Raw genomic sequence first — 14,164 nt, forward strand, 5'->3', positions numbered from 1 at the left:
TGGCCGTGGCGCCCCGGTTCCGGATCGTCGCTCCGCTTCCTCCGGGATGGGGCTTATCGTTTGACCCGTAACCTGGAGACAGCCCTTTGGGTCAACTCACGCTCAGTGCCGTTCGCAAATCCTACGCGCCCCTCGAAATCATCAAGGGCGTCAACCTCGAGGTTCGCGACGGCGAATTCATGGTCTTCGTCGGACCTTCCGGCTGCGGGAAGAGCACCCTGCTGCGTATGATCGCCGGCCTCGAGGAGATCACGGCGGGCGACATCCACATCGACGGCCAGCGCGTCAACGACCTGCCACCGGTGAAGCGCGGCATCGCCATGGTGTTTCAATCTTATGCGCTCTACCCGCACATGAGCGTCTTCGAGAACATCGCCTTCCCGCTACGGGTCGAGAAGCTGCCGGAAGACAAGATCAAGAGCCAGGTCGAACAGGCGGCACGCGTGCTGCACCTCGAATCACGCCTTCAGCAGAGGCCCGGCCAGCTGTCGGGCGGCCAGCGGCAGCGTGTCGCCATTGGCCGCGCCATCGTGCGGCATCCTAAGATCTTCCTTTTCGACGAACCCCTGTCGAACCTCGACGCCGCGCTCCGGGCCGACATGCGGATCGAGCTGGCGCGACTGCACAAGCAACTCGCCGCCACGATGATCTACGTCACCCACGACCAGATCGAGGCGATGACGATGGCCGATCGCATCGTGGTGCTGAACGGCGGCGTCATCGCTCAGGTCGGGGCGCCGCTCGAGCTTTACCACAAGCCGGCCGACCTGTTCGTCGCCACCTTCATCGGCAATCCGAGGATGAACCTGCTCCCTGTCACGGCTGTGGCGAGTGACGGTGCCGGCATGACGGTCGATTATCGCGGCCAGCGCGTCACCCTGCCGGTCGCGGCGCGACCGACCGAACCCGGAACGGCGCTGACGCTCGGCATCCGGCCCGATCACGTCCAGATCGGGCCGGCCGACCTTGCGCTTTCGCTGAAGCCCACCGTGATCGAGCGGCTCGGACCGCAGACGGTCGCCTATGCGTCGACGGAGGCTGGCGACGGCTTCTGCGCCCTCTTGCCCGGCATGGCGGGCGTGCGGGTGGACGAGCCCATGCTGGCCGGGGTGCGGGTCACCGACTGCCACCTGTTCGATGCCGTGGGCCGTGCCTATGAGCGGAGCATCGACCTGTCGCAGATGGACGCGGGCCTGCTGCGACCTGCCGTGGCGGCCTGAGGCCGTCCTACCAGACGCGCCCGCGGGCCGCGACGGCCTCGACCCGGGTGACGACGCCGTTGCGGTGGAACACCATGTGGTCGAACAGGTTCGACACCACGCAGGTGTGGTTCGGCACGATGCGTAGCTGCTCGCCGATGGCGGGCCGCGGACCCTCGCAGGCCGAAAGATCGAGGGTGCCGTGTTCTTCCGACAGACTGCGGATCACGGCACCGGGGTAGCCCTCGACCGCGCCATAACCCTCGAGGCCCAGCAGGTCGGACGTGATGGCCTTCGACCCCGCGTCGATCACGGCGCGATCGGGTGTCGGCCGTGACACCACGGTCGCCAGGATGTGCATGGCGCAATCGTCCGCCCCGCAATGGCCGGCCTGCACCATGGCCCGGTCGTTATACGCATAGGTGCCGGCGCGATGTTCGGTGGCGGAGGGCACCAAGTGCGCGTCGAACAAACTCGGCGTGCCGGCATTGCTGCGGATCGGGCAGGCGATCCCGTTCCCCTCGAGACGCGCCAGCGTGGCGGCCAGAAACGCCTCGGTGTCGCGCGCGCCGCCGGGCTTCGGATAGGTGAGCAGCCCGGCGAAGTTGAGCCCCGGGGCGGCATGGATGCGGGCCGCGAGCGCCACCGCCGCCTCGGGCGTCTGCACGCCGCAGCGTCCGGCGCCCGTGTCGCACTCGACCAGCACCGGCAGCGGCCGGCCAGCCTCGAAGCGGGCCGCGAGCCCGTCCACCGTCACGGCGCTGTCGGCCACGACCTTCAGGCCGCCGATGCGGCCATGCAGCGCCGCCAACTGGTCGAGCTTGGCCGCACCGAGGATGTTGAAGGTGATCAGGATGTCGTCGAATCCGGCATCGGCGAAAACCTCCGCCTCGCTGATCTTCTGGCAGTTGATGCCGGTGGCGCCCGCCGCCACCTGGGCCCGTGCCACGGCCGGGATCTTGTGGGTCTTGATGTGCGGTCGGAACGCAAGGCCGACGCGGTCCATGTAGGTCTGGACGCGGGCGATATTGGCCGTGAGCCGGTCCTCGTCGATAACCGGGCGCGGCGTCGAGACGCTGCTGAGCGGATCGCCGGGTCTGGGCAGCGCATCGTCATCGCTCATGGGATCGAGGCTCCATGCGGCGCCGGCACCATTGGCCAGAGGGTGCGGGGCGCGCGTCGGTAGGCTGTTTCGGCCGGATTGTTGGGATAAGGCGTGCCGGCCGAGCAATACAGGATGGCGGCGGCGATCGGCGAAAAGGCGGCATGGAAGTGGTTGGTGGATTTGACCACCAGGATCTTCTTGGCCAGCGGATCGATGCCGAGCGCCGTGAAGAGGCTCGGGTCGAAGCCCTGGGCGCGCGTCGAGTTGAGGATCACGTCGAGGCCGTCGAAGCGGATATGGGCGGCGTCGCCGAACGGCACCGCGCTGTCGCCGAACCGCATATGGGCGTCACGGACAAGCCGCACGATCTCGACCCGCGCATCGATCGGCTGGCCGGTGCCGGGCGCCGACTTGGCGCCGAACCGCAGCGGAATGCTGGCGCCCTCGCCGGCCGCCATGCAGATCTGCACCGCCATCGGGTCCCAGATCGTGCCGATGACCGCATCACGGGCGCCCTGGGCCAGCAGCGTCGCCAGCAACACCGTTGCGTCACCGGCGGTGCCGCCGCCGGGGTTGTCCCACACATCGGCGATCACCACCGGCCCGCGTGGCGCCGCGAGCGCCTCCGCCACGGCTTCGTCGGGCCCGATCTGCGGCATGATGAAGGTGCCGCGCCGGGCGAAGAGTTCGAGGCCGATCTCCCGCGCCATGGCCGCGCCCTTGTCGGGCCGGGCATTCGTCACGGCCAGCACCTTGGTGCCCATTTCGGGCACGTCGCCCGCCATGAACCCGTGCACGATCGACAGCGACAGGATATCGGCGTCGGCTTGTTCGCGGCGCATCAGCCCGTCCACGATGCCGCGCATCGGTTCGCGCGAGGTAGGGTAGACGTCGATCATCCGGCAATCGAAGACCGACATCACCGGGTCGACACGCCCTTCAAGCGTGTCGACTGCGATGCGCCACAGGTCCTCGGCCCGGTCGACGAAATCGGTGTGCGGGAACTCCTTGAAGAACACCAGCGCGGTCGCGGCCGTCACCCGTTTGGCCGTCAAATGGCTATGCGGGTCGAGTTCCGCGAAGATCGGCACGCCCGGTCCCACGAGGTCCCGCATGCGGGCCAGCAGGTCGCCTTCCGTGTCCTCGGTCCCGTCCGCCACCATGGCACCATGCAGGCCCATCACGATGGCATCGACCGGCAGGGCGGCCCGGAGTTGATCGAGGATCTCGTCGCGCAGGCTTTCATAGGCCTCGCGATTCAACAATCCTGCCGGGTCGGCCCAGGCAGCGGTCCCCTCGATCAGCGTCCAGCCGCGTTCGGCCGCGACGCGACGCCCGACCGTCAGCGGCGCCGTGCAGAGCGTCGGGGTTGCGGGATGCTGGCCGGGCGGGGCATAAAGCGACGCCTCGAAGGCACGCCGATCGATGCAGATCGGCGAAAATGTGTTGGTTTCCGTCGCCAGGGCGGCCGTGAAGACGCGCATCGGAGTTGCGCCCTGCCGGCTCAGGCCACGCCCATGGGATTGGGCAGGTAGCCCGTGAAGCCGGCGATCTTCCAGCGTCCGTCCTGGCGGCGGCAATAATACAGCGTCTGCCACTTCATCACGTCGTAGTTGCCGTCGGCCTTCTTCAAACCACCGTCGAACTTCTTGCGCACCAGGGCTGCGTCGCCGTCGATGTCGATCGACTCGAGCGTCGTGGTGGAGAAGATCGCGGCGCGCGGGTCTTCAGCGAAGCGCTGTCCTTGGAAATCCTGCGCCTGCCGCAGCCATTCGTCCCGGTAGGCGGCCAGCGTCGGGAAGCCGAGGCGCCAGCGGTCCGGGTTGGTGTCGCGGCCCGCGTCGATGCCGAGGAAGCCTTCGGCGACGAAATCCGCCTCGACCAGGCTCCAGTCGGCGTTCAGGAACGCGTCGATGTCGCGCTCGACCAACATGGTCCAGATGGCGTGGCGTGGCGCGTCGTCGATCGGGAAGGGGTTACGGAACGGATCGCGCATGACTTCGACCATTGTTGAAAATATTTTCACGGACGTGGTTTTGCTCTGGCGAAAATCCGGAGATCATGGTCCCCTGTCAATCGATCACGAAAATAATTTTCGGAATGGTGATGACGATCAAACGCTATGGCACCGTGCAGGCTGGCGCGGGCGGCAAGCCCCTGCCCTTCGCGCGCGCCGTCGAGGCGGCGGGCTGGCTGCACGTGTCGGGACAGGTCGCCATGGAAAATGGCGAGATCATCGAGGGCACCATCGTGGCCCAAACCCACAAGGCCATCGCCAACCTGCTGGCGATCCTGGACGAGGCCGGATACGGCGTCGAGCATGTGGTCCGGGTCGGTGTCTGGCTCGACGATCCGCGCGATTTCTGGAGCTTCAACAGCATCTACCAGAGCTATTTCGGCGCCCATCCGCCGGCGCGTGCCTGCGTGCAGTCGGCCATGATGGTCGATTGCAAGGTCGAGATCGACTGCGTGGCCTATAAGGACCCCCAGGGCTAGACCGGAAGCGTCATGGACCTGTTCTCGATGCTGCAGGACGAGCGGACCCGCCTGTCGGCCTCCGAGGGCCGCATCGCCGACATCCTGGTCAACGACTACGAATTCGCCGTGAACGCTTCCATCACGGGCTTGGCCGAGCGGGCCGGCGTATCGCCGCCGACGGTGACGCGCTTCTGCCGGCGCATGGGCTGCGACTCTTATTCGGACTTCAAGGTGCAGCTCGCGCGCACGGCTTATGTGGGGATCCGCTATCTGCGGCCCGAGCCGCAAAGCCACGCTGCCGGCGACATTGCCAAGGATGTGGTCGAGCAGGCCCAGAACGCGCTGTTCCTCATGCACCGTGCGCTCGATCTGCCGGCCATCGAGCGGGCCGCCGATCTGCTGGCCGGGGCCGAGATGATCTATGCCTTCGGGTCGGGCGGCAATTCGTCGATGATCGCCGGCGAGCTGCAAAACCGGCTGTTCCGCCTGGGCCTGCGCATCACGGCCAGCGCCGACCATGCGCTGCAACTGATGATGGCGGCTGCGGCGCGACCCGGCGACGTGCTGATCGGCTCGTCGTTGTCGGGGCGCAACGCCGAACTCGCTCGCGCCTTTTCGCTGGCCCGGCAGCAGGGAACCGCCACGGTGGCGCTGACACAGAGCGCCAGCCCCGTCGCCGCGGCGGCCGACGTGACCATCCCGATCGACCTTGCCGAGGCACCCAACATCTACCGCCCCACCGCGACGCGGGTCGCCTATCTGGTGGCGGTCGACATCCTGGCGAGCCTGATCGCCACCCGCATGCAGCCGCAGGCCACCGCCACCCTGCGGCGCATCAAGCAACAGCTCGTCGTCCACCGGGATGGCGACGACCGCCAACCGCTCGGCGACTAGGGATCGGAGCCCGCATGACCCAGACCGTCGCCATCGTGACCGGAGCCGCCGGCGACATCGGCCGCGCCCTGTCGCGCCGCCTCGCGGCCGACCACGACATCGTGCTGATGGCCGACATCGACGCCGCCGCGGTCGAGACCGCCGCCGCGACGCTCGGTGACACCGGCCATTATGTGGCCCATGCGGCCGATGTGACGGACGAGTCCAGCGTGGCCGCCATGGTGGCGGCAGCGGCCGCGATCGGCAGCGTGCGGACGCTCGTCAACAACGCCGGCGCGGCCCGCGCCGTCAGCCTGCGCGACACGACGCCGGCCATCTGGCGGCAAGACGTGGCTCTCAACCTCGAGGCGGCCTACCTGTGCTTCCGCGCCGCCGAGCCGCATCTCGCGGCCGCCAAGGGATCGGTCGTCAATGTCGCGTCGGTCAACGGCATGGCGGTATTCGGCCACCCGGCCTACAGCGCCGCAAAGGCCGGCCTGCTGCACCTGACGCGGCTGATCGCCGTCGAATACGGCCGCAGCGGCATCCGGGCCAATGCGGTGGCGCCCGGCACGGTGCGGACCCAGGCCTGGAACGCCCGCGCGGCCGGCAACCCGGCGGTGTTCGCCGAGGCGGCGCGCTGGTACCCGCTCGGTCGTATCGTCGAGCCGGAGGATGTGGCGGCCGCCGTCGCGTTCCTGGCCAGCCCGCAGGCTGCGGCCATCACGGGCGTCTGCCTGCCGGTCGATTGTGGCCTGACGGCCGGCCAGGGCGAGGTCGCCGGCACCTTTTCGCAATCCGACAGCTATCGATGAGAGCCGCCATGCCGCATGCCTTCCGTCTCGAAACCGTGTGGCAGCCGGACGCCGGCAACGGCACCTTCGCCTTCACCTTGCTGAACCTTGGCGCCGAGGCCGTCACGGGGTTCCGCCTCGCCTATACGACGCTAACCCGGATGGTCGATCCGGCCGCCATCGGGAACGCCAGCCTCGTTGCCCGGGATGCCAGCTTTCACCAGGTCGCACCGCCTGAGGGCTTGTCTCTGGCGCCCGGAGCCACGTGGCGGTTCACGGTCGGCGGCCTACAGCGCAAAGCCCGGCACTGCACCGACGGGGCGAAATCCGCCTATGTGACGCTCGGGGACGGCACCCACATCGAGGCCGCCGTCTCGGACCTGCTCCTCGAAGGCCAGCCGAGCGCGCCGCCCCCGCGCCTGCTGCCGACCGACGCGCCCGCCCAGCCTTTCGCCCTCATCCCTTGGCCGATGCAGATCGACGCCCGTCCCGGCGAGTCCTGCCCGGTGACGCTGTTTCCTGCGCCGGAGTGTGATCGCGACACGGTGGCGTCGGTCGACACGGCCATGCGGTTGCACGCCCGCCTGTTCCCGACCGACCACGCGCCCTTCAGCCTCGTGGCAGACCCCCAAGGTCGTCCGCTGCGCTTCGAGCCGGCCCATGAGGCCACCCCGGAGAGCTATGCGATCCGGTTCTCCGTCGACGAAGTCGTCGTGGCGGCCGGCGAGGCGGGGCGGCGGCATGCCCTGGTGACGCTGGCGCAGCTGCTGCTCGGCGCGCGGCGGGAGCCCGGCCGCTTTGCCTTTCCCGACGCGGGCAACATCGTCGACGCGCCGCGCCACGCATGGCGCGGCTGCCACCTCGACGTGTCGCGGCAGTTCTATCCCGTGGCCGACGTCACCCGCCTGATCGACATCCTGGCCTGGTACAAGCTGAACATCTTCCACTGGCACCTCACGGACGACGAGGCGTGGCGGATCGAGATCAAGGCCTTTCCGGAGCTGACCAGCACCGGGGTGCGGCGGGGGCCCGATGCGCCGTTGACGCCACAACTCGGCGGCGGCGCGGTCCCGACCGAGGGGCATTATAGCCAGCGCGACGTCCGCGCCGTGGTGGCCCATGCGGCGTCGCTCGGCATCGAGGTGGTGCCGGAGATCGACATCCCTGGCCATAATGCCGCGACCCTGGTGGCCCTGCCCGACCTCGTCGATCGGGCCGAGGCGCCGAACAGCTACCTGTCGGTGCAAGGCTTCGCCAACAACGCCCTGAACCCCGCGCTGCCGTTGACCTACACGTTTCTCGAAGCCGTCTTCGACGAGCTGGTGGCGTTGTTCCCGTCGCCCTACCTGCATGTCGGCGGCGACGAGGTGGCCCGCGACGCCTGGCTGGGCTCGCCACAAGCCAAGGCCCTGATGCAACGCGAAGGGCTCGCCGGCACCTTCGAGCTGCAGGCGCATCTCCTGCGGCGCGTCAAGGCGATGCTGACGCGCCGCGGCAAGGTGATGGTGGGCTGGAACGAGGTCGCGCATGGCGGCGGCGTCGCGCCCGAGGGCACCCTGTTGATGGCCTGGGAAACCCCGGAGGTCGGCATCGATCTGGCGCGGCGCGGCTACGACGTGGTGATGACGCCCGGCCAAGCCTATTACCTCGACATGGTGCAGGACGAGGCGTGGCAGGAGCCGGGCGCCAGCTGGGCCGGCACGGTGCCGCCCGCCCATTCCTACGGCTACGAGGCGGCGGGTGAGTTCCCCGAAGAGCTTCAGGTGCATCTGAAAGGCGTGCAGGCCTGCATCTGGTCGGAGCATTTCACCTCCCGGGCCTATTTCAACCGGCTGGTGTTCCCCCGCCTGCCAGCGGTGGCGGAAGCGGCCTGGACCCCCAGCGCCGGCAAGGACTGGCCGCGCTTCGCCGCCATCGCGCCGCTGGCTCCCCGCCTATGAGCCCGCGCTACCGCGTGGCGCTCGGCGGCCTGCATACGGAATGCAGCACCGCCTCGCCGGTGGTGATGACCGAGGGTGACTTTCGCGTACTGCGCGGCCCCGAGATGTTCGCCACCGAGGCGCTCGGCAGCCTCGCCGCTCCCGATGTCGCGCTGCTGCCGACCTTCTATGCCCGCGCCGTGCCGGGCGGCCCGGTGTCGCGCGCCACCTATGAGGCCTTCAAGGCGGAGTTTCTCGACCGATTGCGGGCGACCCTGCCGCTCGATGGCCTTTTCCTCGCCACGCACGGTGCCGTGACGGTGGAAGGGCTCGACGACGCCGAAGCCGACTGGATCGGCGCGGCCCGCGCCTGTGTCGGGCCGGCCTGCTGGATGGCGGCAAGCTACGACCTGCACGGCAACCTCAGTCAGACCATCGTCGATGGGCTCGACATTCTGGCCGCCTATCGCACAGCCCCGCACATCGACGTGCGGGACACGGCGCTGCGGGCCTGGGTTCTGCTCCTGGCGACGTTGCGCGACGCGATTCGACCGGGTCTGGCCTGGGCACCGATCCCGGTGCTGTTGCCGGGCGAACGCACCTCGACAGAAGACGAGCCCGCGCGCGGCCTTTACGGTGGCTTGGCCGAGCTCGACCGCTTGCCGGGTGTTTGCGACGCCAACCTCCTGGTCGGCTATGTGTGGGCCGACCAGCCGCGGGCCACCGCGGCGGCCCTGGTGACCGGCACCGACCCGACGGAAGCCAGCCGGATCGCGGCCGGCATCGCGCAAGGCTATTGGGACGCACGCCGCGCGTTCCGCTTCGGCCCCAAAACCGGCTCGCTCGATGCCATGCTGGACATCGCCGCGGCTGCCACGACGCACCCTGTGATCCTGGCCGATTCCGGCGACAACCCGACCGGGGGCGGCGTGGGCGACCGCGCCGATGTGTTGGCGGCCCTGATGGCTCGCCGCCAGCACGGCGCCTTGCTGGCCGGCATCGTCGACCGCTCCGCCGTCGCGGCTTGCATTGCGGCAGGCACGGGGGCGCGGCTCAGGCTGACCATCGGCGCTTCGCTCGATCCGGCCGGCATCCAGGTTTCGGGCGAGGCGGACGTGCTTCGCCTCGACCTTGCCGACCGGCAGGCCGTAGTGCGGCTGGCCGACCACGACATCACGGTGGTGTTGTCGTCCCGACGCCGCCCGTATCACAATATGTCCGATTTTCAGGCGCTCGGCCTCGATCCGGCTGCCGTGCGGCTTCTGGTCGTCAAATCGGGCTACCTGTCGCCGGAACTGGCGCCACTGGCCAATCCCAATCTCATGGCGCTGACCGAAGGCGTCGTGAACCAGGACATTCCCCGCCTCGCCAACCGTCGGCGCTTGCGGCCGACCTTCCCGTTCCAGGACGGCTTCGCCTATGCCCCGGAGCCGCGCCTGTCGAAGCGCTGGGCCGATCGCATCAAGGCGCGCTGACGGCTCCGTCCCGGTTCGCCTGCATCAGCGACGCCATGGCGCTCCGTGGGATCACGGCACCGGAATGGCCGACCACCAGTCCGGCCAGGGCATGCCCGGCGCGCGCCGCCTCGATGGGTTCGGCGCCCCGCAGGCGGGCTGCCAGATAAGCGGCCGCGAAGCTGTCGCCGGCCGCCGTGGTATCGACGACCTTGGCCACCGGCTCGGCCGCGACCGTCACGACAATCCCGCCATGCAGCACCCGGCAGGACGGCTGCTCGGCCTTCAGGATGATCTCGACGGTGTCGGCATGGCGCAGCAACGCGGCGTCGCCATCAGGACCGAACAGCTGAACCAAGTCCTCGGCCGAGGCGAACACCATGTCGGACAAGGTGAAGACCTGTTCGTAAAGGCTTCGTGCGACATCGCGATCGGGCCAACCGCGTGGACGGAAATTGGTGTCGAACACCACCCGACCGCCCCTCTGACGCAATCGGCGCAACGTCGCCAGCAGGGTTTCCCGCGCTGCGCGATCGAAGATCGATAGCGTGATGCCGGAAACGTAGAGAACGTCGAAGCCGCTCAGCGCTTCGAGATCGGCGTGATCGAACACATGCCGGGCGGCGGCACTGTCGCGCCAGTAGGAGAACCGCCGCTCGCCCGTCGCATCGGTCTGGATGATGTAGAGCCCCGGCAACCGACCGGGCAGCCGGTGAACGTGGCCGGTGTTGACGCCTTCGGCCTGCCAGCCCGCCACCATCTCGTCGCTCCAGGCATCGTCGCCGAGCGCCGTGACGTAATCCACCGGTACGCCGAGGCGGGCCAGATAAACGGCGGTGTTCAACGTGTCACCGCCATAGCCCCGGATCAGGCTGCCGTCCGGCTGCTCGCGCAGCTCCACCATACATTCGCCAGCGCATGCGACCCGTGCGACCACCCTGGCCTCCTTCTTGGTTTAGTCCGTGCTTTGACGTCGCCGCGCGTTTCTGTCCAGCGCCGAGGTGGCTTGACCCTCCCGCCCAGTTCAGGGAATCAGATCGGTATGAAATCGCGCGACGCCGACATCCTCATCGTCCCTGGCCTCGGCGGCTCGGGCCCCGAACACTGGCAGACCCGGTGGGAGGCCAAGCTGTCCGCCGCCCGCCGGGTGGTCCAGGCCGATTGGGACCACCCCGATCGAGACGTCTGGGTCGCTCAGATTTTGCTGGCAATCGACGCCGCGGAGAAGCCGGTGGTGTTGGTGGCTCATTCGCTTGGCGTCGTCGCAGCTGTGTTTGCCTTGCGGACCGCTGCTCCCCGCCGCGTCGCCGGGGCCTTCCTGGTGGCGCCGCCGGAGGAGGCCCGCGTCGCCGGCATCCCGGAGGTATCGGCAAACTTTCGCCCTTACCCGCGAGAGCCGCTGCCCTGCACCGCCATGCTGGTGGCCAGCAGCGACGACCCTTATTGCAGCTTGCCGGCCGCGGCCGCGATGGCGGAAGCCTGGGGCGCGACGCTGCTCGATGCCGGCGCAGCCAGACATATCAACAGCGAGTCGGGGCATGGGCCCTGGCCCGAAGGTCTGATGAGCTTCGCAGGTTTCCTGTCGAAGCTGTGATCAGGTCGGATCAGGCTCCATCGCTTCCTTGACCGTCTCGACCAACTGTTTGAGCGAGAAGGGTTTTGGCAGAAAGGTGAATTCCTGGCCTTCGGGGAGGTTCTTCTCGAAGGCATCCTCGGCATAGCCGGACACGAAGATCATCTTGGCCTTGATGCCGCGCTTGCGCAGCTCACCCAGCATGGTCGGGCCATCCATCTCGGGCATCACCACATCCGACACGATGATGTCCGGCAGGGTGTCGCTGTCTTCGACCACCTGCAAGGCTTCGACGCCGGAGCCCGCCTCGAGCACTGTGTAGCCGCGCGACGTCAGGGCCCGAGCCCCGAAGGCCCGCACCGCTTCCTCGTCCTCGACCAGCAGGATGGTGCCGCGACCCGTCAGATCGGCGCCGACCGGCTTGGCGACAGCCTTCGGGTCGACCTCCTCGACGGCAGGCTTGTCGGCCGGCTTGAAGCGGGGCAGCAGGATGCGGAAGGTGGTACCGATGCCGACCGTCGAATCGCAGAAGATGAAGCCGCCGGTCTGCTTGACGATGCCATAGACGGTCGACAAGCCGAGGCCCGTACCCTTGCCGACCTCCTTGGTGGTGAAGAAGGGTTCGAAGATCTTCGGCAGCACATCGGGCGGAATGCCCTGACCGTTGTCTTCGATCTCGACCATCACACAATCGACCGCGGTGGCACTCGCCACTTCGGTGATGAAGCCGGCGGCTTCGGCAGCCGCCACGTTGCGGGTCCGCACCGTGACGCGACCGCCTTCCAGCATCGCATCGCGAGCATTGACCACCAGGTTGACGATGACCTGCTCGAGTTGGTTGACGTCCGCCTTGACGAGCCACAAGTCGCGGCCGTGCTTGACGTCGATGTCGATCTTCTCACCGACGAGGCGGCGCATCATGTTCTGCAGCTCGGCCAACACTTCGCCGAACTGGATCACCTCCGGGCGCAGCGTCTGCCGTCGCGAAAAGGCCAGCAGCTGACGCACCAGACCGGCGGCCCGGTTGGCGTTCTGCTTGATCTGCATGATGTCCTGGAAGGACGGGTCGGTCGGCCGATGGTTGGCGAGCAGCAGGTCCGAGTAGCCGATGATGGCGGTCAACACGTTGTTGAAGTCATGCGCGACGCCGCCGGCCAGCTGGCCGATGGCCTGCATCTTCTGTGCCTGGGCGAAGCTTTCCTGCAGGGTGCGCTGTTCGGTGGTGTCGAGTGCGAAGATGCTGGCGGTGCGGCCGCCCTCGCGCTCGTCCTCGGCCGAAACATAGAAGCGGGCGGCGCGGTTGCCGGGGCCGTCGAGGCTGGCGTCGACGGGCGCCACATCGCTTTTGCCCGTCACGGCCGCCGCTACGGCAGCCTGCAGGGCGGCGCGGTCACGGTCGATCAGCCCCGCATAAATGGCGCGTCCAGCTTCGCCGCCGCGCAGCCGGTCTCCGAACAGCTTGGCAAAGGCGGCGTTCGATCGCGTCACCGTGCCGGCGGCATCGACCGACGCCATCGCCATCGGGGTCGAGTTGAACAGGCGGGCGAAGCGCACCTCGATGGCCCGCAGATCCTCGCTCGGGGTCTCGCCCGGGGCCTGGTTGATGACCAGCGTCCGCGATGAGCCGGGGATGCCGTCCTGCGAGAAGGCGACCCGGTGCAGGATACGGACCGGCAGCCGCTGTCCGTTGCGGCGCTTCAGGTCGATGTCGAACTGCTCGGTCTTCACTTCGGCCGGGGCTCCCGCGATAGCGGTCAGCATGGCGGCGCCGTCGGCGGCGATCAGATCGGTGACGTACAAGCCACCCGAACCGACCTGGGCGAGGTCGTAGTCGAGCCAAGCCGTCAGCGTGGCGTTCATATAGGAGATGCGGCCATCCGGCTCGGCCGAGAAGAAGCCTGCCGGCGCATGATCGAGATAATCGATGGCGTGGCGCAGTTCCTGGAAGACGTTCTCGTGCCGCTCGCGCTCGCGCGTCACATCGGCCACGGTCCACAGGCTTGCGTCGCGGCCCTGATAGCCGATGGGCCGCACGCGGACCCGGTACCAACCGACGGCCGCCTCGCCCACCAGGGCGGGCGACAAGCGCATTTCCTCGGTGCCGCGCTTGTGGTCGCGCGCCGCCTGAGCCAGCCGGTACACGGCCTCGGACACGTCCGGCGAGCCCGCAAAGAGCCGCTCGACGCCGCGCAGCCCGACGCCGTCTCGCGTGCCCGACATCGCCATGTAGGATTCGTTGGCATAAAGGATGCGGCCGCCGTCCTCCGAGATCAGCAGACCCTCGGGCGACGTGTCGGCCACGGTCTTGGTCAGGTCGTTCGAGCCCGCCTGGCTGGAAACCTGCAGGAACCCGACGGCGAAGAAGAACAGGGCCATCAAGCCGACGATGGCCAGCAGCGCCAGCAGCGCAAGGGTCAGCCGTCCCGCGTCGTCCTGCGGCAACAGCGAATAGGACACGGCCGCCGCCACGAGGCACAAGGCCAGGAACAGCACCAGCCCCGGGCTGCCGGTCCGGCCGCCACGGTTCACGGCTCGCAGGGAAGTGTCAGTCATCTGATCCAGGGACGGTCACCATGTGGAACTGGCCGCGATGCCAGCATGGTCGAAAAAGCTGGGGGAACCGTTAAGTTTCCGCCGTCGCGTGGGCGCGTCCGGTGCGCACTCTGCACACACAAAAATCGCCTTCGCAACGCTAGGGCTCATTTACCACGTCGGTCCCGAGCCGCTATAGCGTAGAAACCTTGTGGGTCGGATCGAACCAGGTTGTTG

The 14,164-nt window shown here is 68.2% G+C and carries 12 protein-coding genes; 7 read left to right on the forward strand and 5 right to left on the reverse strand.

The window, feature by feature from the left end:
- Positions 1–86 precede the first annotated feature (86 nt).
- Positions 87–1,220, forward strand: a complete 1,134-nt coding sequence (locus P7D22_RS00575) for an ABC transporter ATP-binding protein (protein ID WP_319932246.1) — start codon at positions 87–89, stop codon at positions 1,218–1,220.
- A 7-nt stretch (positions 1,221–1,227) separates the two neighbouring features.
- Here the strand turns inward: P7D22_RS00575 and P7D22_RS00580 are convergent, their stop codons facing one another.
- Genes P7D22_RS00580 through P7D22_RS00590 form a run of 3 tightly spaced genes read right to left on the reverse strand, consistent with a single transcriptional unit; the run spans position 1,228 to position 4,300 of the window.
- Positions 1,228–2,322: a D-TA family PLP-dependent enzyme gene (locus tag P7D22_RS00580; RefSeq protein WP_319932247.1), complete on the reverse strand. Its 1,095-nt coding sequence runs from the start codon at positions 2,320–2,322 to the stop codon at positions 1,228–1,230.
- On the reverse strand, positions 2,319–3,788 hold the full coding sequence (locus P7D22_RS00585) for a M81 family metallopeptidase (RefSeq protein WP_319932248.1): 1,470 nt from the start codon (positions 3,786–3,788) through the stop codon (positions 2,319–2,321). The genes P7D22_RS00580 and P7D22_RS00585 overlap by 4 nt, the downstream gene beginning before the upstream one ends.
- A gap of 20 nt (positions 3,789–3,808) precedes the next feature.
- Positions 3,809–4,300 carry a hypothetical protein gene (locus P7D22_RS00590; protein ID WP_319932249.1) on the reverse strand — a complete coding sequence of 164 codons (492 nt, stop codon included), beginning with the start codon at positions 4,298–4,300 and terminating at the stop codon, positions 3,809–3,811.
- A 110-nt stretch (positions 4,301–4,410) separates the two neighbouring features.
- Between P7D22_RS00590 and P7D22_RS00595 the strand changes: the two genes are divergently transcribed.
- Genes P7D22_RS00595 through P7D22_RS00615 form a run of 5 tightly spaced genes read left to right on the forward strand, consistent with a single transcriptional unit; the run spans position 4,411 to position 9,843 of the window.
- Positions 4,411–4,800, forward strand: coding sequence for a RidA family protein (locus P7D22_RS00595; RefSeq protein ID WP_319932250.1), 390 nt, complete (start codon positions 4,411–4,413; stop codon positions 4,798–4,800).
- Positions 4,801–4,812: 12 nt separating this feature from the next.
- Entirely contained in the window at positions 4,813–5,676 is an 864-nt protein-coding gene (locus P7D22_RS00600) for a MurR/RpiR family transcriptional regulator (protein ID WP_319932251.1), read from the forward strand.
- 14 nt (positions 5,677–5,690) lie between these two features.
- Complete coding sequence (locus tag P7D22_RS00605) at positions 5,691–6,470, forward strand: SDR family oxidoreductase (RefSeq protein WP_319932252.1); 780 nt, start codon at positions 5,691–5,693, stop codon at positions 6,468–6,470.
- 8 nt (positions 6,471–6,478) lie between these two features.
- Complete coding sequence (locus P7D22_RS00610) at positions 6,479–8,389, forward strand: beta-N-acetylhexosaminidase (protein ID WP_319932253.1); 1,911 nt, start codon at positions 6,479–6,481, stop codon at positions 8,387–8,389.
- Positions 8,386–9,843, forward strand: a complete 1,458-nt coding sequence (locus tag P7D22_RS00615; RefSeq protein WP_319932254.1) for a M81 family metallopeptidase — start codon at positions 8,386–8,388, stop codon at positions 9,841–9,843. The genes P7D22_RS00610 and P7D22_RS00615 overlap by 4 nt, the downstream gene beginning before the upstream one ends.
- On the opposite strand, the gene P7D22_RS00620 is transcribed toward P7D22_RS00615, so the two are convergent.
- Entirely contained in the window at positions 9,830–10,759 is a 930-nt protein-coding gene (locus P7D22_RS00620) for a sugar kinase (RefSeq protein ID WP_319932255.1), read from the reverse strand. The two genes, P7D22_RS00615 and P7D22_RS00620, sit on opposite strands and share 14 nt — an antisense overlap.
- Positions 10,760–10,864: 105 nt before the next feature.
- On the opposite strand from P7D22_RS00620, the gene P7D22_RS00625 reads away from it, so the two are divergent.
- Positions 10,865–11,416, forward strand: coding sequence for an RBBP9/YdeN family alpha/beta hydrolase (locus tag P7D22_RS00625; RefSeq protein WP_319932256.1), 552 nt, complete (start codon positions 10,865–10,867; stop codon positions 11,414–11,416).
- On the opposite strand, the gene cckA is transcribed toward P7D22_RS00625, so the two are convergent.
- Complete coding sequence (gene cckA, locus P7D22_RS00630) at positions 11,417–13,948, reverse strand: cell cycle histidine kinase CckA (RefSeq protein WP_319932257.1); 2,532 nt, start codon at positions 13,946–13,948, stop codon at positions 11,417–11,419. It abuts the gene before it with no gap.
- Between the last annotated feature and the right edge of the window lie 216 nt (positions 13,949–14,164).

The organism is Lichenihabitans sp. Uapishka_5, assembly GCF_033947565.1.
Lineage (GTDB): Bacteria > Pseudomonadota > Alphaproteobacteria > Rhizobiales > Beijerinckiaceae > Lichenihabitans.

Bases quoted from the DNA above. Each gene is read 5' to 3' on its own strand.
- P7D22_RS00615 (WP_319932254.1), top strand. From the start codon at position 8,386: ATGAGCCCGCGCTACCGCGTGGCGCTCGGCGGCCTGCATACGGAATGC.
- P7D22_RS00610 (WP_319932253.1), top strand. From the start codon at position 6,479: ATGCCGCATGCCTTCCGTCTCGAAACCGTGTGGCAGCCGGACGCCGGC.
- P7D22_RS00605 (WP_319932252.1), top strand. From the start codon at position 5,691: ATGACCCAGACCGTCGCCATCGTGACCGGAGCCGCCGGCGACATCGGC.
- P7D22_RS00590 (WP_319932249.1), bottom strand. From the start codon at position 4,300: ATGCGCGATCCGTTCCGTAACCCCTTCCCGATCGACGACGCGCCACGC.
- P7D22_RS00625 (WP_319932256.1), top strand. From the start codon at position 10,865: ATGAAATCGCGCGACGCCGACATCCTCATCGTCCCTGGCCTCGGCGGC.
- P7D22_RS00595 (WP_319932250.1), top strand. From the start codon at position 4,411: ATGACGATCAAACGCTATGGCACCGTGCAGGCTGGCGCGGGCGGCAAG.
- P7D22_RS00585 (WP_319932248.1), bottom strand. From the start codon at position 3,788: ATGCGCGTCTTCACGGCCGCCCTGGCGACGGAAACCAACACATTTTCG.
- P7D22_RS00580 (WP_319932247.1), bottom strand. From the start codon at position 2,322: ATGAGCGATGACGATGCGCTGCCCAGACCCGGCGATCCGCTCAGCAGC.
- cckA (WP_319932257.1), bottom strand. From the start codon at position 13,948: ATGACTGACACTTCCCTGCGAGCCGTGAACCGTGGCGGCCGGACCGGC.
- P7D22_RS00600 (WP_319932251.1), top strand. From the start codon at position 4,813: ATGGACCTGTTCTCGATGCTGCAGGACGAGCGGACCCGCCTGTCGGCC.